16 protein-coding genes and 1 pseudogene are annotated in these 20,509 nt (G+C 72.6%); 8 read left to right on the top strand and 9 right to left on the bottom strand.

Annotated features, from left to right (window positions below):
* Positions 1-23 precede the first annotated feature (23 nt).
* Positions 24-743, bottom strand: a complete 720-nt coding sequence (locus tag FM076_RS23300; RefSeq protein WP_173874950.1) for a response regulator transcription factor — start codon at positions 741-743, stop codon at positions 24-26.
* A 113-nt stretch (positions 744-856) separates the two neighbouring features.
* Positions 857-1,630, bottom strand: a complete 774-nt coding sequence (locus FM076_RS23305) for a TetR/AcrR family transcriptional regulator (RefSeq protein WP_243274614.1) — start codon at positions 1,628-1,630, stop codon at positions 857-859.
* A gap of 224 nt (positions 1,631-1,854) precedes the next feature.
* On the opposite strand from FM076_RS23305, the gene FM076_RS23310 reads away from it, so the two are divergent.
* From FM076_RS23310 to FM076_RS23325, 4 genes are all read left to right on the top strand, one after another.
* Positions 1,855-2,814, top strand: a complete 960-nt coding sequence (locus FM076_RS23310) for a tetratricopeptide repeat protein (protein WP_173872899.1) — start codon at positions 1,855-1,857, stop codon at positions 2,812-2,814.
* Between the two features lie 634 nt (positions 2,815-3,448).
* Positions 3,449-4,066, top strand: coding sequence for a DUF6230 family protein (locus FM076_RS23315; protein WP_173872900.1), 618 nt, complete (start codon positions 3,449-3,451; stop codon positions 4,064-4,066).
* Between the two features lie 116 nt (positions 4,067-4,182).
* Entirely contained in the window at positions 4,183-4,770 is a 588-nt protein-coding gene (locus tag FM076_RS23320; protein ID WP_173872901.1) for a DUF6114 domain-containing protein, read from the top strand.
* Positions 4,760-6,241 carry a hypothetical protein gene (locus FM076_RS23325; RefSeq protein WP_173872902.1) on the top strand — a complete coding sequence of 494 codons (1,482 nt, stop codon included), beginning with the start codon at positions 4,760-4,762 and terminating at the stop codon, positions 6,239-6,241. Before FM076_RS23320 ends, FM076_RS23325 begins: the two co-directional genes overlap by 11 nt.
* Positions 6,242-6,344: 103 nt before the next feature.
* Here the strand turns inward: FM076_RS23325 and pyk are convergent, their stop codons facing one another.
* The 3 genes from pyk to pta all read right to left on the bottom strand — a co-directional run bounded on the left by pyk (position 6,345) and on the right by pta (position 11,285).
* Entirely contained in the window at positions 6,345-7,772 is a 1,428-nt protein-coding gene (gene pyk, locus FM076_RS23330) for a pyruvate kinase (protein ID WP_173872903.1), read from the bottom strand.
* A 61-nt stretch (positions 7,773-7,833) separates the two neighbouring features.
* Complete coding sequence (locus FM076_RS23335; protein WP_173872904.1) at positions 7,834-9,051, bottom strand: acetate/propionate family kinase; 1,218 nt, start codon at positions 9,049-9,051, stop codon at positions 7,834-7,836.
* A 77-nt stretch (positions 9,052-9,128) separates the two neighbouring features.
* Positions 9,129-11,285 carry a phosphate acetyltransferase gene (gene pta / locus FM076_RS23340; protein ID WP_173872905.1) on the bottom strand — a complete coding sequence of 719 codons (2,157 nt, stop codon included), beginning with the start codon at positions 11,283-11,285 and terminating at the stop codon, positions 9,129-9,131.
* Positions 11,286-11,693: 408 nt separating this feature from the next.
* On the opposite strand from pta, the gene FM076_RS23345 reads away from it, so the two are divergent.
* Both FM076_RS23345 and FM076_RS23350 read left to right on the top strand, forming a co-directional pair.
* The gene (locus FM076_RS23345; RefSeq protein WP_173872906.1) at positions 11,694-12,719 is read left to right on the top strand and encodes an ATP-dependent 6-phosphofructokinase; all 1,026 of its coding nucleotides are present in this window, start codon (positions 11,694-11,696) and stop codon (positions 12,717-12,719) included.
* A 598-nt stretch (positions 12,720-13,317) separates the two neighbouring features.
* Positions 13,318-13,521, top strand: a pseudogene (locus tag FM076_RS23350) (SAM-dependent methyltransferase); the annotation flags it as partial.
* A 287-nt stretch (positions 13,522-13,808) separates the two neighbouring features.
* On the opposite strand, the gene FM076_RS23355 reads toward FM076_RS23350, so the two are convergent.
* Entirely contained in the window at positions 13,809-15,023 is a 1,215-nt protein-coding gene (locus FM076_RS23355) for an MFS transporter (RefSeq protein ID WP_173872907.1), read from the bottom strand.
* A 116-nt stretch (positions 15,024-15,139) separates the two neighbouring features.
* On the opposite strand from FM076_RS23355, the gene FM076_RS23360 reads away from it, so the two are divergent.
* Positions 15,140-16,189 (top strand): LysR family transcriptional regulator, encoded by a 1,050-nt coding sequence (locus tag FM076_RS23360; protein ID WP_173874952.1) that lies wholly within the window; start codon positions 15,140-15,142, stop codon positions 16,187-16,189.
* Between the two features lie 36 nt (positions 16,190-16,225).
* Here the strand turns inward: FM076_RS23360 and FM076_RS23365 are convergent, their stop codons facing one another.
* Positions 16,226-17,074: a carbohydrate ABC transporter permease gene (locus FM076_RS23365; RefSeq protein ID WP_345945179.1), complete on the bottom strand. Its 849-nt coding sequence runs from the start codon at positions 17,072-17,074 to the stop codon at positions 16,226-16,228.
* A 206-nt stretch (positions 17,075-17,280) separates the two neighbouring features.
* On the opposite strand from FM076_RS23365, the gene FM076_RS23370 reads away from it, so the two are divergent.
* Entirely contained in the window at positions 17,281-17,934 is a 654-nt protein-coding gene (locus tag FM076_RS23370) for an LAETG motif-containing sortase-dependent surface protein (protein ID WP_173872908.1), read from the top strand.
* 92 nt (positions 17,935-18,026) lie between these two features.
* Here the strand turns inward: FM076_RS23370 and FM076_RS23375 are convergent, their stop codons facing one another.
* Together FM076_RS23375 and FM076_RS23380 are read right to left on the bottom strand one after the other, a co-directional pair.
* Positions 18,027-18,953, bottom strand: a complete 927-nt coding sequence (locus FM076_RS23375; protein WP_173872909.1) for a carbohydrate ABC transporter permease — start codon at positions 18,951-18,953, stop codon at positions 18,027-18,029.
* Positions 18,950-20,314, bottom strand: a complete 1,365-nt coding sequence (locus FM076_RS23380; protein WP_173872910.1) for an extracellular solute-binding protein — start codon at positions 20,312-20,314, stop codon at positions 18,950-18,952. Before FM076_RS23380 ends, FM076_RS23375 begins: the two co-directional genes overlap by 4 nt.
* Positions 20,315-20,509: the final 195 nt, after the last annotated feature.

Here is a 20,509-nt window from a genome sequence, read left to right on the forward strand (position 1 = left end):
CCCTCCCCGGGGCGGGCCGGTGGTCATGGGAGGTCCAGCCGGTAGCCGATGCCGTGCACGGTGTGGAGCAGGCGGGGTTCGCCGTCGGCTTCGAGTTTGCGGCGCAGGTAGCCGATGTAGACGGCCAGGGAGTTGGAGCCCGGCCCGAAGTCGCGGCCCCACACCTCTTCGAGCAGCACCTGCCGGGGCACCGTGCGGCCCGGGTGCCGCATCAGGAGCTGGAGGAGGGCGCACTCGGTACCGGTGAACTCGATGGTGCGCCCGCCCCGCCGCCCGGTGCGGGTGGCCGTGTCCAGCTCCAGTTCGCCGAGCGCCAGGCCGCCGTCGTCGGTGTGGCCGGGTCTCACACGGCGCAGCAGGGCGCGGACCCGCGCGGTGAGTTCGTCCAGTGCGAACGGTTTGACCAGGTAGTCGTCGGCGCCCGCGTCCAGCCCGTCCACGCGGTCGCTCACCGCGTCCAGCGCCGTCAGGACGAGGATCGGTGTGCGGTCGCCCAGCGCCCGCAGTCTGCGGCAGACGGCCAGTCCGTCGAGGGCGGGCATCAGGACGTCCAGCACGACGGCGTCGGGGTCCCAGCTCGCGGTGCCGGACAGGGCCTCCAGTCCGTCGGGCGCCGTGCGCACCTCGTGCCCCTCGACGGCGAGCGCGTCCGCGACGGCGGCCCGCACCTCGGGGTCGTCGTCGACGACCAGCACCTTCGCGGCGCCGCCCGCGCCCGGACCGCCCGTGCCCTCGCGTGTCATCGCCATGCCATCACCATGGACACAGACTCCCAAACCGCCCTCTTGGAACCCTCTTATCCCACGTGTCCCGCGCGGTGCCGGAGGCCGCGGCCGTCCGCGGGGTGCTCCACCCGCTACGGGGCGCGGCCCCCGCCGGGTGGAGCGGCCGAGGCCGTGCCGAGGCCCTCCAGCAGCAGCGTGGTGAACTGCCGTGCCCACGCCTCGTCCACCGGGCGGTCGCTGACCAGGGACCGGTGGACGACGGCGCCGGCGATCACGTCGAAGATGAGGTCCACGACCCGGGCGGTCTCGGCCGGGTCGGCGGAGTCGGGGGGCAGCTCCCCGCGCCGCTGCGCCCGGGAGCGGCCGTCGAGGACGAGCCGTTTCTGCCGGTCCACGATCGCCTGGCGGACGCGCACCCGCAGCGCCTCGTCCGTCGTGGACTCCGCGATGACGGCCATCAGTGCCGTCTTGGCCTCGGGCCGGCGCAGCAGGGCGGCGAAGGAGAGGACGACGCCCTCGATGTCGGCGCTCAGGCTGCCTCCGTCGGGCAGCTCCAGCTCGTCGAAGAGCACGGCGACGGCGTCGACCACCAGTTCGCTCTTGGCGCCCCAGCGCCGGTAGAGGGTGGTCTTGGCGACTCCGGCGCGGTGGGCGACCTCGCCCATCGTCAGCCTGCTCCAGCCGACCTCGACCAGCGCGGCGCGGGTCGCGGCGAGGATCGCGCGGTCCGCGGCGGCGCTGCGGGGGCGTCCGCGTCGCCGGTCGGACGCGGACGGGGACGGGGACCCGGACGGCGACGGGCACGCGGACGCGGGCGTGGAGGGGGACGGGGGCGCGGGCGTGGAGGGGGATCCGGGGGGAGGGTCGCAGGGGGAGTCGCGGGGGGAGGGGACGGCGGCGGCCATGGGCCGACCATACCGAGCGGTACGGACGGCACAAGTGAGGCGGATCACCGGGTGCGGGCCGGGGTATGCCCTTGCGGGGGCGCGGCCTGGTAGAGATACGCTACGAGCCGTAGCGGAATGGACCGGCGGATGACCACCCGGGAACCACCCGCGACAACCACCCGCCAGGTGGGGACCTGGCGACCACTGCACACGCGGCCGCGCGAAGGGGGGAGACTGGTCTCATGCAGCCACGCAACATGTCCATGAGCGGAGTGGTCGACCTCGCCGCGGTGAAGGCGGCCGGGGAGGCCAAGCAGAAGGCGGAGCAGGCGCGTGCCGATGCCGCGGAGGGGCGGGGGGCCCCGGGGCCGTCCGGTCTGGTGATCGACGTCAGTGAGGCGACGTTCGAGGCGGAGGTGCTCCAGCGCTCCGCCGAGGTCCCGGTCGTCATCGACTTCTGGGCCGAGTGGTGCGAGCCGTGCAAGCAGCTCTCACCGGTTCTCGAACGCGTCACGCAGGAGTACGCGGGCCGCGTGCTGCTGGCCAAGATCGACGTCGACCGGAACCAGATGCTGATGCAGCAGTTCGGCGTCCAGGGCATCCCGGCGGTCTTCGCCGTGGTGGCCGGGCAGGCGCTGCCGCTGTTCCAGGGCGCCGCCCCCGAGCAGCAGATCCGCGCGACGCTGGACCAGCTGATCCAGGTGGCCGAGCAGCGCTTCGGCATCACGGGCCTGCAGGGCGTCCCGGAGGAGGGCGAGGCGGGCCCGGCGGCCGAGCCGCAGGTGCCGGAGGATCCGGTGCTGGCGGCGGCGCAGCAGGCGCTGGACGCCGGGGATCTGCCGGGCGCGATCCAGGCGTACCGCAACAAGCTGACGGACGAGCCGGGCAACGTGGAGGCGAAGGTCGGCCTGGCCATGGCCGAACTCCTCTCCCGGGTCCAGGACATGGACGCCCGTCAGGTCCGCAAGGACGCCGCCGACCGGCCCGGTGACGTGGCCGCGCAGCTCAAGGTCGCGGACCTGGACATGGCGGGAGGCCATGTCGAGGACGCGTTCAGCCGGCTGGTGGACACCGTGCGCACCACCGCGGGCGAGGACCGGGACGCGGCCAGGGTGCGGCTCCTGGAGCTGTTCGAGGTGATCGGCCCGGAGGATCCGCGCGTCGTCACCGCGCGTGCGGCACTCGCGCGCGCCCTGTTCTGACCTGCTCGTACCGACGGTCACCCGCACGTCGGGACTCATTGATTTAGCGACAACGGCGGCCGCACTTTGCCAAAACTTGGCAATCGCGGCCGCCGTTACCTGTCGTAACCGCCGCCCAGGGGAACGTCCCGCCATGCCCGGGTTGGTGTGCGTACGTACGCGCGGCAGGTGATGACTTTCCGTCACCGGCCGAGATCCGGGGGCGGCTCGCTGGTTACCCGGCCGTTACTCGTAAGTAACGAACCCCTTGTGCGCCGGGCCTCTGATGGACGACGATCGGCCACGCTCGGTCCCTCGTCCCGCAGCCCGGCAACCATTCGGCGCCCCGCGGCCGAGGGGTCCCCACCGAGCGGACAGGGGGGTCCCTGCTCCACGGCGGGGCCTGTCCATACAAAGCAAGGTTGCGCGAGAGCGTGGCCCGTGGTTGTCGCTCGGGGGTGATCGCCGGCAGCCCGGACGTGACGTGCAGGCGGCGCCGCGTACGGGCCGGTTGGCGCTCTCCGTTCCGAGGACGTAGCTCGTCTCCCTCCCCAGCCCCGTGGCCGGGAGGTACCCCCACGGCAGGAGCGGCCCGCTGAGTACAGGCGGCACGGCTCTCCGAGCCGGAGATGTACGTCCGAGAAGGAGGAAAGTCATGGAGTCCCTGGCTCGTGGCGGGACCAGATGGAAGCGGTTCGCCGTCGTCATGGTGCCGAGCGTGGCCGCTACGGCAGCGATCGGCGTCGCCCTCTCGCAGGGCGCGCTGGCGGCGTCGTTCAGCGTCTCCGGCCAGCAGTTCAAGGTCACGGCGGATGAACTGGACGGCACCGGCTTCGTCCAGTACGGCGCGCTCGACAGCACCCAGAAGGGCAAGAAGGCTGTCGCCGTCGTCGGCATGAACTCGGCGAAGATACGCAACCTCTGCCAGTCGGTCGTGGTGCCGGTCCCGGTCTTCGGCGACGTGTCGATGAAGCTCAGCGCCGGCGGTGCGGGCGGCCCCCGGGTCGAGGCCAAGAAGCTCTACATCGACGCCGACGACCTGAACACCAACGCCACGTTCAAGAACATCGACATCGGCGTCAGCGTGGACGGGACCACCAAGGGTCCCGGTCCGCACAAGGGCGACTCCTACGCCAAGGGCTCCTTCGCCCAGCAGGCCCAGAGCGTCCACTTCACCGACGTCAAGCAGCGCGCGTGGGCCACCACGGCAGGCACCTTCAAGCTCAGCGGTCTTCACATGAGCGTCAAGAAGGGCAAGTCCGAGTGCTACTGACGTGAGCCGCCCGCGGGCACGGAGGGCAGGGGCACCCGCTCGGTCCCGCCCTCCGCACCCGTAGGGTCCGCTCCACCCCAGCAAGTTCTGTGCCAGTCCCGAGGAGCCCCGTACCCATGAGCGCCGACACGCGACAGAGCATGACCACCGGATTCGGCCACAAGCGGCAGGCCTTCCGGAACTGGCGAGGCCAGCGCCCGTTCTGGGGCGGGATGCTGACGCTGCTGGCGGGCATCCCGATCATGTACATCCCCTACCAGAACCTCACCCTGGGGTCCCTGACCATCCGGATGTCGACGACCGCGGGCGCGGGCTCGCTGATCATCGGCGTGCTGCTGGTCGTGCTCGGACTGACCATGTGGTTCCAGCCCCAGTCGCGGGTGTTCGCGGGCATCGCCGCGATCCTGCTCGCGCTGGTCTCCCTCGTCGTGTCCAACATCGGCGCCTTCCTGATCGGCTTCCTGCTCGGCCTGGTCGGCGGCGCGCTGGGCGTCTCCTGGGCCCCGGGCAAGCCGGTGAAGGCCGCGGACTCCCGGCCCGGCACGGCGAGCGCCACGGTGCCCGCCGCCACCGAACCGGCACCGGCCGCACAGGACCCGGCCGCCCCCGACGAGGGCCCCCGGGGCAACACAGCAGTCTCTGGAGCGTCCCCCGAAGCCGGGGCCGACGCGCACGACGGGAACGGGAGGCACCGTGCCGGGTGACGAGATCCACGAGGGGGAGGGAGCGCGGGGCAGCTCGGCGCCCGCCGCCGGGGGGAGAACCGGTCCCCGGCACGCGGCGCCCCGCAAACCGCTGCTGACCCGGCTCCATGTGCCCGCGGGCAAGGCGGTGGCGCTCGCCGCGATGCCGTCGGCCGTCCTGATGGGCATGGGGCTCACCCCTCAGCTCGCCAACGCCAAGCCGCTGCCGAAGAACCCCTTCAAGGGCGACTCCTGCGTCTCCATATCCGAGCGGAAGGAGACCCAGAAGGAGAAGGAGGAGCGCAAGGAGCGGGCCGAGAAGCTCAAGAAGGACCTGGCCAGGGCGCAGGCGGAGCGTCAGAAGGCGGCCGAGGCGGCCAGGAAGGCCGGCCGGGACGGCCACAGCCCAGGCAGGGACGGGGACGGCGCCACCTCCCCGTCGGCTCCCTCCGGCGGTGACGCCTCCCTCGCGAAGCCTCCGGAGTCCTCCACGGGGTCGTCCCGGGCGAAGAAGCCCGCCGACAAGCCGGCGGACGATTCCACGCCCTCGTCCGGCTCCTCCTCGGACTCCTCCTCCCAGGAGGAGAAGAACCCCTGGTACGACCCGCTGGGGCTGGGCAGGAAGCTGGACGACACCTTCAACCCGGACAAGGGCGAGGACAAGGAGGAGCCGGCCGAAAAGCCCTCCGACGAGCCCACCGGTGAGCCGGGGGCCTCGCCCGGCGCCGACGATCCGGAGCCCCCGTCACCGGGATCGGGGCACAAGGAGAAGTCCCCGCACCGGCAGGAGCGGGACGCCCGGGAGAAGCCGGGCGAGGAGGAGCGCGGCGCGCCCTCCGGCGCGGCGGGGTCCGGGAAGGCGGACGGGGCGGGCAAGGGCTCCCAGGACGCCGAGGGCGGCAAGAAGGCCGAGGACCACGAGGACTCCGGGAAGTCCAAGGGTTCCGACGAGGACGGCGTCGACGACGAGGACGGCACCGTACGCGACTACGACCCGGCCAAGGACGCCGGGAAGCCGTTCCCCTGCCCCACCAGGACGCATGTCGAGGGCAAGGACGAGCAGACCCCGGCCCAGGTCCCCAACGCCCCCTGGTACCTGGAGGCGTCCTCCCTCACCCTCAAGGGCCTCGACTACGAGGGCGTCGTCAACATCACCACGCCCGACGGGAAGAGCAAGCAGGCCCTCAAGTTCACCGCCGACGCCCTCGACATCGGCGACCTCCACCAGATCGTGAAGGCGTCAGGCGGACTGACCTACCACGTGCAGGCGGCCAAGGGCTCGACCTCCACCATCCGCGGGGGCAAGGTGACGATGTACACCGAGGAGCTGAAGGGCAATCTGTTCGGGCTCATCCCGATCACCTTCAGCCCCGAGTCGCCGCCCCCGATCAACGTGCCCTTCGCGTACTTCACCGACGTCTCGGTGCGGCAGGCGGGCCAGTTCGGCGGCACCCTCACCATCCCGGGCCTCCACCAGTACGTGCGGAACTGACGCCGAGCAGTACGTACGGGACCGGGGAACCGGCGCCGCACCACGGCGCCGCGTACGCACGCGGGCGCCGCCCCGGACTGAGGGGCGGCGCCCGCGGCGCGTGCTAGGCGGCCGGGTTGCCCAGGTGGTGGACCCGCACCATGTTGGTCGTGCCGGGGACACCGGGCGGGGAGCCGGCCGTGATGAGCATGGTGTCGCCCTCCTCGAACCGCTGGAGGCGGGAGAGTTCCGCGTCGACCAGCTCGACCATCTCGTCGGTGTGGTCGACGTGCTTGACCACGAACGTCTCCACGCCCCAGCTCAGCGTCAGCTGGTTGCGGGTCGCGGCGTCGGTGGTGAAGGCGAGGATGGGCTGGCTGACGCGGTAGCGCGACAGCCGCCGCGCCGTGTCGCCCGACTTGGTGAAGGCGACCAGGGCCTTGCCGTCGAGGAAGTCGGCCATCTCGCAGGCCGCGCGGGCGACCGAACCGCCCTGGGTGCGCGGCTTCTTGCCGGGCACCAGCGGCTGGAGGCCGCGGCCGAGCAGCTCCTGCTCCGCCGCCTCGACGATCTTCGACATGGTCTTGACGGTCTCGATGGGGTACTGGCCCACCGAGGACTCCGCCGAGAGCATCACCGCGTCGGCCCCGTCCAGCACCGCGTTGGCGACATCGCTGGCCTCCGCGCGGGTGGGCCGCGAGTTGGTGATCATCGACTCCATCATCTGGGTCGCCACGATCACCGGCTTGGCGTTGCGGCGGCACAGCTCGATCAGCCGCTTCTGCACCATCGGCACCTTCTCCAGCGGATACTCCACCGCCAGGTCGCCGCGGGCCACCATGACACCGTCGAAGGCCATGACGACCTCCTCCATGTTGGCGACGGCCTGCGGCTTCTCCACCTTGGCGACGACCGGCACCCGGCGGCCGACCTCGTCCATCACCCGGTGCACGTCCCGCACGTCGGAGGCGTTGCGCACGAAGGACAGGGCGATCATGTCGGCGCCCATCTTCAGCGCGAACTTCAGATCGTCGACGTCCTTCTCGGAGAGCGCCGGCACATTGACCGCCGCGCCGGGCAGGTTGATGCCCTTGTGGTCGGAGATGACGCCGCCCTCGATGACGATGGTGCGCACCCGGGGACCGGCGACCTCGACCACCTGGAGCGCCACGTTCCCGTCGTTGATCAGCACCGGGTCGCCCTTGGACACGTCGCCGGGCAGGCCCTTGTAGGTGGTGCCGCAGATGGTCTTGTCGCCCGGCACGTCCTCCGTGGTGATGGTGAACTCCTCACCGCGCACCAGCTCGACCGGGCCCTCGGCGAAGGTCTCCAGCCGGATCTTGGGGCCCTGGAGGTCGGCGAGGACGCCCACGGCCCTGCCGGTCTCCTCGGCGGCCTTGCGGACGCGGTGGTACCGCTCCTCGTGCTCGGCGTGGGAGCCGTGGCTCATGTTGAAGCGGGCCACGTTCATGCCCGCCTCGATCAGCGTCTTGAGCTGGTCGTAGGAGTCGACGGCGGGGCCCAGGGTGCAGACGATTTTGGAACGGCGCATGGTGGCGATCCTATCGTTTTGTTTAGGTACTGAACGATTCGGGGGCGGCTCCCCCCGGGGGTCAGGGCCGCTCAGCTGGGGCGACCAGCGCGTAGGTCTGCTCTGCGATCTCCAGTTCCTCGTCGGTCGGTACGACGGCCACCTTCACCCGCGCGCCGGCGGGCGAGATCAGCCGCGCCTCCTTGCCGTGCGCCGCGTTCAACTCGCCGTCCACGGCCAGGCCCAGTTCCTCCAGGCCCGCGACGGCGGCCTCCCGCACGGGGGCGGCGTTCTCCCCGACGCCCGCGGTGAAGACCACGGCGTCGACCCTGCCGAGCACCGCGTAGTAGGCGCCGATGTACTTCTTCAGCCGGTGGATGTAGATGTCGAAGGCCAGCCGGGCCGCGGCGTCGCCCTCGTCGATGCGGCGGCGGATCTGCCGCATGTCGTTGTCACCGCACAGGCCCAGCAGACCGCTGCGCTTGTTGAGCAGTTCGTCCACCTCGTCCGCGCTCATCCCGGCCACCCGGCCCAGGTGGAAGACGACGGCCGGGTCGATGTCACCGGACCGGGTTCCCATCACCAGGCCCTCCAAGGGGGTGAGCCCCATGGAGGTGTCCTCGCAGCGCCCGCCGCGCACCGCCGAGGCGGAGGCGCCGTTGCCCAGGTGCAGCACGATCAGGTTGGTCTCGGCGGGGTCCTTGCCCAGCAGCTCGGCCGCCTTGCGGGAGACGTAGGCGTGCGAGGTGCCGTGGAAGCCGTAGCGGCGCACCCGGTGCGCGTCGGCGGTCTCCACGTCGAGGGCGTAGCGGGCGGCGTGCTCCGGCATCGAGGAGTGGAAGGCGGTGTCGAAGACGGCCACCTGCGGCAGGTCGGGCCGCAGCCGCTGGGCGGTGCGGATGCCGGTGACGTTGGCCGGGTTGTGCAGCGGCGCCACCGGAACCAGCCGCTCGATCTCCTTGAGGACCGCCTCGTCGACCACCACCGGCTCGGTCAGCTTCAGTCCGCCGTGCACCACCCGGTGCCCGATCGCGGCCAGCTCGGGCGAGTCCAGTCCGAGCCCGTCGGCCGCCAGCTCCTCCGCGACGGCCTTCAGCGCCTCGTCGTGGTCGGCCAGCCGCCCCTGCCGCTCCCGCTTCCCGCCGCCCGCGGCCAGCGGCTGGTGGAGCACGGCCGAGGTCTCCTCACCGATGCGCTCGGCGAGGCCCGCCGCCAGCCGTGTGCGGCCGGCCATGTCGATGAGCTGGTACTTCACCGACGACGAGCCGGAGTTGAGGACGAGGATCCGGGTGGGGGTCACGAGGGGCAGCCTTCTGGACGGGTACGAGGTACGGGATCGGTTTTCCGGACGGGTACGGGATCGGGCCGGAGCGGGTGTCAGGCACCCGGGGCGGGGCCGCCGGGAGCGGCCTCGCCCTGCGCCTGGACGGCCGTGATCGCGACGGTGTTGACGATGTCCTGCACCAGCGCGCCGCGGCTCAGATCGTTGACGGGCTTGCGCAGCCCCTGGAGCACCGGGCCCACCGCGACGGCCCCGGCCGAGCGCTGCACGGCCTTGTAGGTGTTGTTGCCGGTGTTCAGATCGGGGAAGACCAGCACGGTCGCCCGCCCCGCCACCTTCGAGCCCGGCAGCTTGGTGGCGGCGACCGAGGGGTCCACGGCCGCGTCGTACTGGATGGGTCCCTCCGCCAGCAGGTCGGGGCGGCGCTCGCGGACCAGCTCGGTGGCCCGCCGCACCTTGTCCACGTCGGCGCCGGCGCCCGAGGTGCCCGTCGAGTACGACAGCATCGCGATCCGCGGCTCCACCCCGAAGCTGGCCGCGGTGGTGGCCGACTGGATCGCGATGTCCGCGAGCTGCTCGGCGTCCGGGTCGGGTACCACGGCGCAGTCCCCGTAGACCAGCACCCGGTCGGCCAGGCACATGAAGAAGACCGAGGAGACGATCCCGGCGTCCGGCTTGGTGCGGATGACCTCGAAGGCGGGGCGGACCGTGGCCGCCGTCGAGTGCACGGCACCCGAGACCATGCCGTCGGCCAGGCCCTCGTGGACCATCATCGTGCCGAAGTACGACACATCGGTGACCACGTCGTGCGCCAGCTCGTAGGTGACGCCCTTGTGGGCCCGCAGCTTCGCGTACGACTCGGCGAAGCGCTCCCGCAGCGGGGAGGTCTGCGGATCGACGACGCGCACGGTGGCGCCGCCGGTGGCCGGCGGCGCCGGTGCCTCGTCGTCGCCCGGCAGGTCCAGCCCGATGCTCAGCTCGGCGGCGCGCTTGCGGATCACCGCCGGGTCGCCCAGCAGCGTCAGGTCGCAGACGCCGCGCCGCAGCAGCACCTCGGCGGCGCGCAGCACCCGCTCCTCGTCGCCCTCGGGCAGCACGATGTGGCGCCTTCCCGCGGAACCGGCCCGCGAGCGCTCCACCAGCTCGTGCTCGAACATCATCGGGGTGACGCGCTCACTGCGCTCCACCGACAGCCGCGCGGACAGCTGTGCGGCGTCCACATGGGTCTCGAAGAGGCCGAGCGCGATCTCCGCCTTGCGCGGGGTGGCCGCGGTCAGCTTGCCCTCCAGTGACAGCAGCGCGTCCGCCGTCTCCATGGAGCCCTCCGGCACCACCAGGACGGGGGTGCCGGGGGCCAGCCGGGACGCCAGCGCGAGCGTCTGCTCCCCGGGGCGCTCGCCCAGGGTGAGCAGCACACCGGCGATGGCGGGGGAGCCCGCCGAGTGCGCGGCCAGCGCGCCGATGATCAGGTCCGAGCGGTCGCCCGGCGTGATCACCAGCGAGCCGTCGGTGAGCGCGGGCAGGAAAGCGGGCAGGTGCGCGCCGCCGAAGACGAGGTGGCGCACGTCCCGGGAGAGCCCGGCGTGGTCGCCGAGCAGCACCGTCGCTCCCGTCGCCTCCTTGACCTGGGCGACGGTGGGCGCGGCCAGCGCGGGCTCCTCCGGCAGCACGTACACCGGCTCGGGCAGCCGTTCGGCCAGGCCCCGTACCGCCTCGGCGGCCTTCGGGTCGGCCACCCGGTTGGCGACCATCGCGATCAGGTCGGCGCCCAGCGAGGCGTAGGCGTGGTGGGCGTTGCGGACCTCGGCGACCACGGCCTCGGGCGCCTGGTCGCGGGCCGCGACGACGGGGAGCACCGCGGCCCCGAACTCGTTCGCGAGCCGCGCGTTGAGCGACAGCTCCGCCGGCAGTCCGGTGTCCGCGAAGTCGGTGCCCAGCACCAGGACGGCCTCGTACGCGTCCGCGACCTGGTGGTAGCGCTCCACCAGCCGGGATATCAGCTCGTCGGTGCCCTGCTCGGCCTGGAGCGCGGCGGCCTCCTCGTAGCCCATGCCGAAGACGGAGGCGGCGGGCTGGCTGAGCCGGTAGCGGCTGCGCAGCAGGTCGTAGAGCCGGTCGGGCCCGTCGTGCACCAGGGGGCGGAACACCCCCACGCGGTCCACCTGGCGGGTCAGCAGTTCCATGACGCCCAGCTCGACGACCTGGCGGCCGTCGCTGCGTCCGATACCGGTCACGTACACGCTGCGCGTCACGCGCTGTCTCCTCCGGGTCGCGGTCGAGGGTCCGCCGGGAGACCGACGGGGGCCCGGCGAGGGCCCATCGAGAGTCTCCGGACGTCTTCTCGAGCGATGTCACCTAGAAAGCACCTGTAAGAGTACGGCTATACCCTTGACAATACCTGCGCTTGTGGTTATGTCGCTCGCCAGGCAGGGGAGCCGTGGCCGTACGCGACGGGTACCCGGCGGGCCGCGGACCGACCCGCACCCGACCCGGAGCGAGGGGGTCCGGATGCTGGGCGGGACCCATGCCCCCGCCTTCAGGACGTGAAACAATCGCACCGGCTCACACGGACCAGCGGCACCGGACAGTGAGGTCCGACCGCGCCCCAGGCGGGCCCGTTCCCAGGCGGGCATCTACTGCAAGCAGGAGAAGCGAACCCCATGCGCATCGGAGTCCTCACCGCAGGCGGAGACTGCCCCGGTCTCAACGCCGTGATCCGATCCGTCGTGCACCGCGCCGTGCACGATCGAGGCGACGAGGTCATCGGCTTCGAAGACGGATTCAAGGGACTGCTGGAGGGCCGCTACCGACCCCTGGACATAAACTCCGTCAGCGGCATCCTCGCCCGCGGCGGCACCATCCTCGGCTCGGCCCGCCTGGAGCGCGACCGGCTGCGGGAGGCGTGCGACGACTCCGAGCGGCTGATCGAACGCCTCGGCCTCGACGCGCTCATCCCGATCGGCGGCGAGGGCACCCTGACCGCCGCACGGATGCTCGCCGAGATCGGACTGCCGGTCGTCGGCGTCCCCAAGACCATCGACAACGACATCTCCGCCACCGACCGCACCTTCGGCTTCGACACCGCCGTCACCGTGGCCACCGAGGCCATGGACCGCCTCAAGACCACCGCGGAGTCCCACCAGCGCGTCATGGTCGTGGAGGTCATGGGCCGCCACGCGGGCTGGATCGCCCTGGAGGCGGGCATGGCGGCCGGCGCGCACGCCATCTGCATCCCCGAGCGCAACTTCGAGGTCGACGACCTGGTGAAGATGGTCGAGGAGCGCTTCGCCCGCGACAAGAAGTTCGCCATCGTCTGCGTCGCCGAGGGCGCCCACCCGGCCGAGGGCTCGATGCCGTACGAGAAGGGCGTCATCGACCAGTACGGCCATGAACGCTTCGCCGGTATCGGCAACCGGCTCGCGGTCGAACTGGAACACCGCCTCGGCAAGGAGGCCCGCCCGGTCATCCTCGGCCACATCCAGCGCGGCGGCACCCCCACCGCCTACGACCGGGTGCTCGCCACCCGCTTCGGCTGGCACGCGGTCGAAGCCGCCCACCGCGGCGACTTCGGCCAGATGACCGCCCTGCGCGGCACCGAGATCGTCATGGCCCCGCTCGCCGACGCCGTCACCGAACTCAAGCGCGTCCCCCAGGACCGCATGGACGAGACGGAAGCGGTCTTCTGAGCGCGGCTCCGCTCCGCTCGGGCGAGGCGGCCATGGTGTGCTCGGGGCACGAGAGAAAGAGTCCCTGACCGCCGCCGGCCCGGCGCCTGTGGCCCGCCCCGGCCCGTGACACCGAGCTGTCCCGGGCCGTGGGCTCCCTCCACCCGGGTCGGTCTTCGAGGCGGGCGGGTACGGGCCGGCTCGGGCCCGCCCGCTCCGCCGGTCAGCCATCAGCCGGTACCCGGTCAACGCCCCCGCTCCTGGCGCGGGTACGCCCTCCTGTCCTGCCGCCCGCGGCCGCACGCCCCTCCAGCGCCTGGACGGCCTCCTCGGCCTCCGGGCGTAGGGGAAAGAGATCTTCCGCGCGCGGGGCAGGCATGCGGACGCCGCGGCGGGCGGGCCGGAGCCGCGTTCGATGACGACGATGATCCCGACGTCTTCCGCGTCCCCCTGATGCGGCGTCGGGCTCCTGGAGGTCGGGCTCCTGGAGGTCCCGGGCGTCGCCCACGTCGGCCGTGGTCGCGAGGTGGCGCGCCGTCTCGACATGCCTGGGCACCGGGTCCACAAGGTGCACCGCGTATCCGTCCTTGACGAGCCAACGGGCGTGCGTGCCGGGCACGCCGGGTTCCACAGCGCCGAGGTGTTCGGGATCGAGGGCCCGACGTGGGCCATGCTCAAGGCGACCGAGCAGTACACCGAAGAGTCGGTGATCGGTTCAGGGCTGTTCCAGTCAGCACTGACGGCGGCGAGGATGGCCGAGCCCTACCCGGAGTTGCTGGCCGCCAGCTCGCACCTGCTCGCGGTAGGCCGTCGGCCGGTGTGACAACTCACCGCCTCCGGCCGCCCACTCGGTGCCCGTCCTCCGGCCGGCCCACCAGCCCCGTGACGAGCAGCAGGGCGCAGGCGACGGCTACCGCGAAGCCGGCTGTGCTCGTGCGGCGGGCCGGTTCCCGGTGTCCTCAGCCGCGAGGACACCGGACCGCGGCAGGAACGTCCGGACGGCGACGTCGCGGCCGGGGCGGGGTCCGTCGCCCGCCGGGCCTCCCCAGGGGAGGGAACCGGGGGGCAGGGGCGGTCGCACGGGGGCGTGACCGCTCCGTGTGGCGGGCTTCAGGCGGTGTCCGCGTGGCGTTCGCCCGTCGGTCGTCTGGTGAGGGCGAGGACGAGCAGCGCGGCGAGGGCGAGCGCGGCGCCCGCCCACAGCACCGTCCGCAGTCCGCTGGCGTCCACGACCCGGCCGCCGACCAGGGCGCCCAGTGCGATGGCGGCGTTGAAGACGGAGGCGAACAGGGCCGAGGCGGGTTCGCGGGCGGCGGGGGCGGCGGCCAGGACCCAGTTCTGGGAGCTGACCGAGACGCCGCCGTAGGTCAGCCCCCACAGCAGCAGGAGGGTCACCGCCAGCGGTTTGGTGTGGCCGCCCGTGGTGAGCAGGGCGGTGGCGGTGGCGATGCCGGCGCCGAGGGTCAGCAGGGTGGCGCGCGGGGAGCGGGTCGCCAGCGATCCGGCGGTGAAGTTGCCGATGACGCCCGCGGCGCCGTAGGTGAGCAGCAGGACGCTGATGAGGTCCGGCTCGACACCGTAGAGCCGCTCCAGCACCGGCCGTACGTAGGTGTAGGCGGCGAAGTGGCCGGTCACCAGGAGGGTGACGAAGAGCAGCCCGGCGCACAGCCGCCCGTTGCCGAGCAGCCGCACCAGTTCGGCGGGGCGTGCCGGTGCCTCGGCGGGGAGGCGGGGGAGCAGCAGGGCGAGTGCGACGGCCACCACCGTGGTGAGGGCGGCCGTCGCGGCGAACGCCGACCGCCAGCCGCCCAGTTCGCCGATCAGGGTGCCGGCGGGGACACCCAGCACGGAGGCGAGGCCGATGCCGCCGAACACCGTGGCCAGTGCGCGCCCCACGCGGGGGCCGGGCACCAGCCGGACGACGAGTCCGGCGGCGAGCGCCCAGACGCCGCCCAGCGCGATGCCGGTGAGCACCCGGCCGGCCAGCAGGACGGGGAGGACGGGCGCCGCCGCGCAGACCGCGCTCGCCAGGGCGAGGAGGGCCAGCAGGCCGACGACCGCGATACGCCGGTCCAGCCGGCCGAGCGCCAGCGGTACGGCGGGTGCGGACAGTGCGGCGACCAGCCCGGTGAGCGTCACCGTCAGCCCGGCGGACCCCTCGGAGACGTGCAGCCCCTCGCTCAGGGGGGTGAGCAGCCCGACGGGCAGCATCTCCGCGGTGATCATGGAGAAGGTCGCCCCGGTGAGGGCGATGACCGCCGGCCAGGGGCGCGACGGGGTGCCGTCCCTCCCCCGCGCGGGGGAGGGGGTGAGGGTGTTTGTCATGCCTCCAGCCTTCGCCGGGCGACCGGCGGGAACAACGGCGGAGTTCTCATCCTTCTATGAGCGTGGCTCATCGATACGGCGGGCCGGGGTCGAGGGAGGCCGGGTTGGACGAGGTCATGCGGACGGGGACGCCGGAGCGGACGGGGACGCTGGAGCGGACAGGGACGCTGGAGCTGAGGGAACTGGAGTGCTTCCTCGTCCTCGCGGAGGAACTGCACTTCGGCCGCACCGGCGAGCGGCTGTACGTGTCGCAGAGCAGGGTCAGCCAGCTGCTGCGTTCCCTGGAGGGCCGCATCGGGGCGCGGCTGGTGGAGCGGACGAGCCGCCGGGTCGCCCTGACACCGCTGGGCGAGCGCTTCCTGGAGCGGCTCAGGCCCGCCTACGGGCAGTTGAGCGACGCCGTCCAGGAGGCGCGGGAGGCCGCCCGGTGCGTGGCCGGCCGGCTGCGGCTGGGCTTCCTGGGCAGCGCCGGCCACCGGCTGACGGCGGCCCTCGCCCTCTTCCACGCCCGCCATCCGCGGGTGCAGACGGCCATCGTGGAGGTGACCATGGCCGACCCGTTCGGGCCGCTGCGGCGCGGCGAGGTGGACGCGGCCGTGGTGCTGCTGCCCGTCGAGGAACCGGATCTGGTCGTCGGGCCCGGTTTCGCCGAAGAGCCCTGGACGCTGGCCGTCTCCCCGCGCCATCCCCTCGCCGGGAGGGCGGCGGTGGACGTGGAGGAACTCGCCGACTGCCCGCTGATCGCGGCGGCGCCGCCCGCCCCGGCCTACTGGCGCGACTACCAGGCCCCGCCGCGCACCCCCCGGGGCCGCGCCGTCGCGCGCGGGCCGCGGGTCTCCACGCTCCAGGAGGGGCTGGCCAGCGCGGCGGCGGGACTCGGCGGCATGCTGCTGTGCCGCCCCACCGCCGAGGCGCACGCCCGTGCGGACCTCGCCTTCGTCCCCGTCCACGGGTTGCCGCCCTCCGAGCTGGCGGTGGTGACCCGGCGCGGCACGGACACCGCGCTGCTGCGCGCCCTGACCGCCGCGGTGACCGACTCGGCCGGGTCCGCGACGACCCCGGCCGGGTCCGCGACGACCCCGGCCGGGTCCGCGACGAATCCGGCGCCCGGACCGCGGACGGGACGCGGCGCCGGGCGGAGGGTCGCCTCCGCGCCGCTGCGCTGACGCCCCGTCACCCCGTTTCCCGTTCCCCGTCCCCCGTCACCCCTTCACGGCGCCGCCGAGGGCGAAGCCTCCGCCGAGCCTGCGGGAGATGAGGACGTACAGCAGGATCACCGGGGTCGAGTAGAGCACGGAGAAGGCGGCGAGCTGGCCGTAGACGACGGCGCCGTAGTTGCCGAAGAAGGTGAAGATGCTGACCGAGGCGGGCATCTGCTCGGGGCTGAGCAGCAGCATGAACGGGACGAAGAAATTGCCCCACATCATCACGAAGCTGTAGATCGCCACGACGGCCACCCCCGGCCCGGTCAGCGGCAGGACGACACGCAGCAGCGTCTGCCACCACGAGGCGCCGTCCGTCCACGCGGCCTCCTCCAGCACGGTGGGCACCGAGTCCATGAAGTTCTTCATCAGCCAGACGGCGAACGGCAGTTGGGAGGCGGCCAGGAAGAGCGCCGTGCCGTACAGGGTGTCGATGAGGCCGGTCTGCACGAACAGGCCGTAGACCGGCACCATCACGGCCGTGACGGGCAGACAGGTGGCGAACAGGATGCCGAGGAGGTAGGGGCGGCTGAGGCGGGACCGGTAGCGCGAGAGCGGGTAGGCGGCCAGCGCGGCGCACACCACCGTCAGCGCGGTGGCGCCGCCGCACAGCACCAGGCTGTTGCGCACGGGGGTGAAGGTGGTCTCGTCGGTCAGGACGGCGGAGAAGTTCTCCAGCGTCGGCTTCTCGGGCGGCCGGACCCGCAGCGTCGCCTCCGCGTCGAGGGAGGCGAGAACCAGCCACGCCAGCGGCACGGCGAACGCGGCGGCGACCACCAGCAGTCCCGCGTCCGCCGCCAGCCGTCTGCGCGCGGTGCGGGACACCCGGGGGCGCGCGTGGGTCTTCACCGAATCGCAACCTCTCTTCCCGTGGGCCCGCGCGACGGCTGCGACCTGCGGACATGTCCCGGTGGCCGAGCTGTGCGCAACTGTGGTTTCGTGCGGAGAAGTTGGATATTCCGGGGTGGGTGTGTCACGGGTTGTGGAGGCGAGTACCGTGCTGTCACCCGCCGTGCGGGTTCTGTGCGCGGCGCGGTCCTACCGGAAGGGAAACGATGACAGCTCAGCCAGCACTGCGCCTCAGATGGCAGCGGTCGGTCGCCATCGCGGCGGCCGGCGCCGCGGCGTTCGTCGGTACCGCCATAGCCGCGGTGCCCGCCCAGGCGCACACCCCCCAGTGGTCGGTCACCTGTGACTCGGTCTCGATCGACCTGAAGGCCTACGCCGACAGCGGCAACAAGGTCACCGTCAAGGCAGGTGACAAGACGCTGATCGACGAGACCTTCGGCAAGACCTACACCAAGAAGGTCGACCTGCCCGAGCACACCGCGCCGCTCAAGGTGACGGCGCAGGTCGTCGCCTCGGACGACGCCAAGTTCAACTGGGGCCCGGAGACGAAGACCGCCCCGGTCTGCGACGACGGCAAGCCCACCCCGACTCCGTCCCCCAGCACGCCGGAGTCCTCCTCGCCGTCGCCGAGCACGAGCGCCAGCCCGTCGCAGAGCGCCAGTGAGAAGCCCGTTCCGAGCGCTCCGGAGACCAGCAGCAGCGCCGCCCCGGCCGAGAAGCCCCAGGGCGGCGGCGGGGACCTGGCGGAGACCGGTTCGTCCAGCAACACCCCGATGATCGCCGGGATCGCGGCCGCCGTGGTCGTGGTCGGTGGCGCTCTCGTCGTCTTCGCGCGCAAGCGCCGTTCGTCCCAGGGCTGACCGAGGGACCCCGCAGCACCGCCCGGCGGCCCGCCCCACCCGGCCGCCGGGCACCCGGGCCCGGCGGCCGGCCGTGCCGGGCCTGCCGGGCCTCACGTGTCCGCCTCGTCGCGCAGCAGCCGCAGGTACAGCAGCGAGAAGAGGGCGCCGACCACGAGCAGCAGCGTGGCCACCGCCGTCCCGTAGCCGATGAGGGACTTGGTGAACGCCTGGTCGTACATGAACACCGGCAGGGTCTCGCTGCGGTGTGCCGGGCCGCCCTTGGTCATCGCCCAGATCAGCCCGAACACCGAGAGCGTCTGCAGCGTGTTGAGCATCAGATTGGTGCCGATGGAGCGGCGGATCATCGGCAGCGTGATGTGCCACAGCCGCTGCCGGCCGCTCGCGCCGTCCACCAGCGCCGACTCGGTGACCTCCTGCGGGATCTGGGCGAGCGCGGCGGAGTAGACGAGCATCGAGAACGCCGTGCCGCGCCACACGTTGGCGAAGGAGACCGCCAGGATCGGCGCCGTGAACAGCCAGTTCTGGCCGGGCAGGTGCAGCCGCTCCAGCAGGGCGTTGAGCTGGCCGTCCCGGTGGAAGAACGTGTAGAGCAGGAAGCCCGCGACGATCTCCGGCAGCACCCAGGCGCCGATGACCACGCCGCCGGTCACCGTCCGCACCGCCTTCGAGGAGCGCCGCATCAGCGAGGCGAGGGCCAGGCCGAGGGTGTTCTGGCCGAGCAGCGAGGAGACGACGGTGAAGACGAGCGTGAGGACGACGGCGTTGCGGAAGTGCGCGTCGCCGAACGCGCGGGTGAAGTTGTCCAGGCCCACGAACGAGGCGGATTCCTGGCCGGTCAGCCGCATGTCGGTGAAGGCGGTGGCCACGCAGTAGGCGATCGGCCCGGCGAGGAAGAGCAGCAGCACCACCGTGGCCGGGGCGAGCGGCAGCCAGCGCAGCCACCGCCGGCCGGTCCGGCGCGGCGGCCGGGCCACCGGGGCGCGGGCCGCCGCCAGGCGGTCGGCGGCGGTGGTCATCGGGTGACGGTGGCGCCGTCGGTGATGCCCTCCAGCGCCTCGTCGTACTCCTCGGCCGCCGCCTCGGGCGAGGCGGCGCCGGTGGCCACGGCCTCCGTCGCCTCGGTGAGGGCGGTGGAGACCTGCGGGTAGACGGGCAGCGCGGGGCGGTAGTGGGTCCTGGCCACGCGCGCGGTGAAGAACGCGATGCCCGGCGTGGACGTGAGGTAGCGCCGGTCCTCTGCCACGTCCCGCCGCACCGCCACCTGCGAGCCCCTCACGCACCACTCGACCGCGTTCTTCCTGGCCTGCAGCGTGCGGATCATCTTCCAGGCCAGGTCGGGGTTCTGCGATCTGCGGGGGATCGACCAGGTCCAGCCGCCGGACATGCTCACCTCGCCCGGTGCCTGCCCGTGCTGGGTGGGCATCGGGGCCAGGCCCATCGTCTCGCGCCACTTCGGCCACGGCTTGCCGCCGCTGGTCTCGATCCAGTGCTGGCTCAGCCACGACCCGTCCAGCGCGATGGCCAGCTTCCCCTGGGGCAGCAGCTGGGTGGCCACGTCCGTGGTCACGTTCGGGTCGACGACCTGCGACGCGTCGGGGCCCAGCTTCTCGCGGCGGACGGTGTCGAGGAACTCCAGGCTGTCGCGGAACCCCTTGCCGCCCTTGACCCACTTCTTGGCGCCGGGGTCGTAGAGGGGGTCCTCGCCGGTGCCGTACAGCAGCATCTCGAAGCCCTGCATGGCCGTCGCCTCGCCCGCTCCCTTGCCCGCGTAGACGTTGAGCGGGACGACACCGGGGAGCTTCTTCTTGAGCGTGCGGGCCGCCTCCAGCAGTTCGTGCCAGCTGCGGGGCCGCCAGTCGGCGGGCAGCCCGGCCTTGTGGAAGAGCTTCTTGTTGAACCACAGGCCGCGGGTGTCGGTGCCGTCCGGTACCCCGTACGTCCTGCCGTCCGCGCCGGTGGCGGCACGCTTGGCTGCCGGTTCGAACTGCTTCCAGGCGTCCCATCGGGCCAGGCGGTCGTCGAGGGGGCGCAGAGAGCCGCTCTTGATGTCGGAGTTGATGAGGAAGGTGTCCTCGTAGACCAGGTCCGGTGCGGTCCTCGGGGAGCGCATCATCTGCTGGATCTTGGTGTAGTAGTCCTGCTGCGGCGCCTGGATGGGCACCAGTCGGGCCTTCTTGCCGGGGTTGGCCTTCTCGAACTCCCTGGCGACCCGCTTCAGATAGTCGTCGCGGAAGGTCACCTTGGTGTCGGTCTCCTTGTGGAAGGCGATCCGCACGGTGTTCTCGTCCCCGGCGCCGCCGCCACCGCCGCAGGCGGTGAGCGTTCCGGCGGCCAGGGCCGCGGCGCACACGAGGGTCAGCGAAGCGGTGGGACGCACGGGCATCCTCCTCCAGCCAGGCGGTTGCTCCGTACCGTGGCGCGACCGCCCCGTCACGGTCAATAACCGTGACGGGGCTCAGAGCGGCGCCCGCGCGCACCGGGGCGCCCTGCGGGGCGCGCCGCCGCGGAGGTGTCGGCCCCGGGCCGACCTCCATCGCCCACCAGGACCCGGCCGCCGCGCATCGGTGAAGAC

This window comes from Streptomyces albus subsp. chlorinus (assembly GCF_013302895.1).
Lineage (GTDB): Bacteria > Actinomycetota > Actinomycetes > Streptomycetales > Streptomycetaceae > Streptomyces > Streptomyces chlorinus.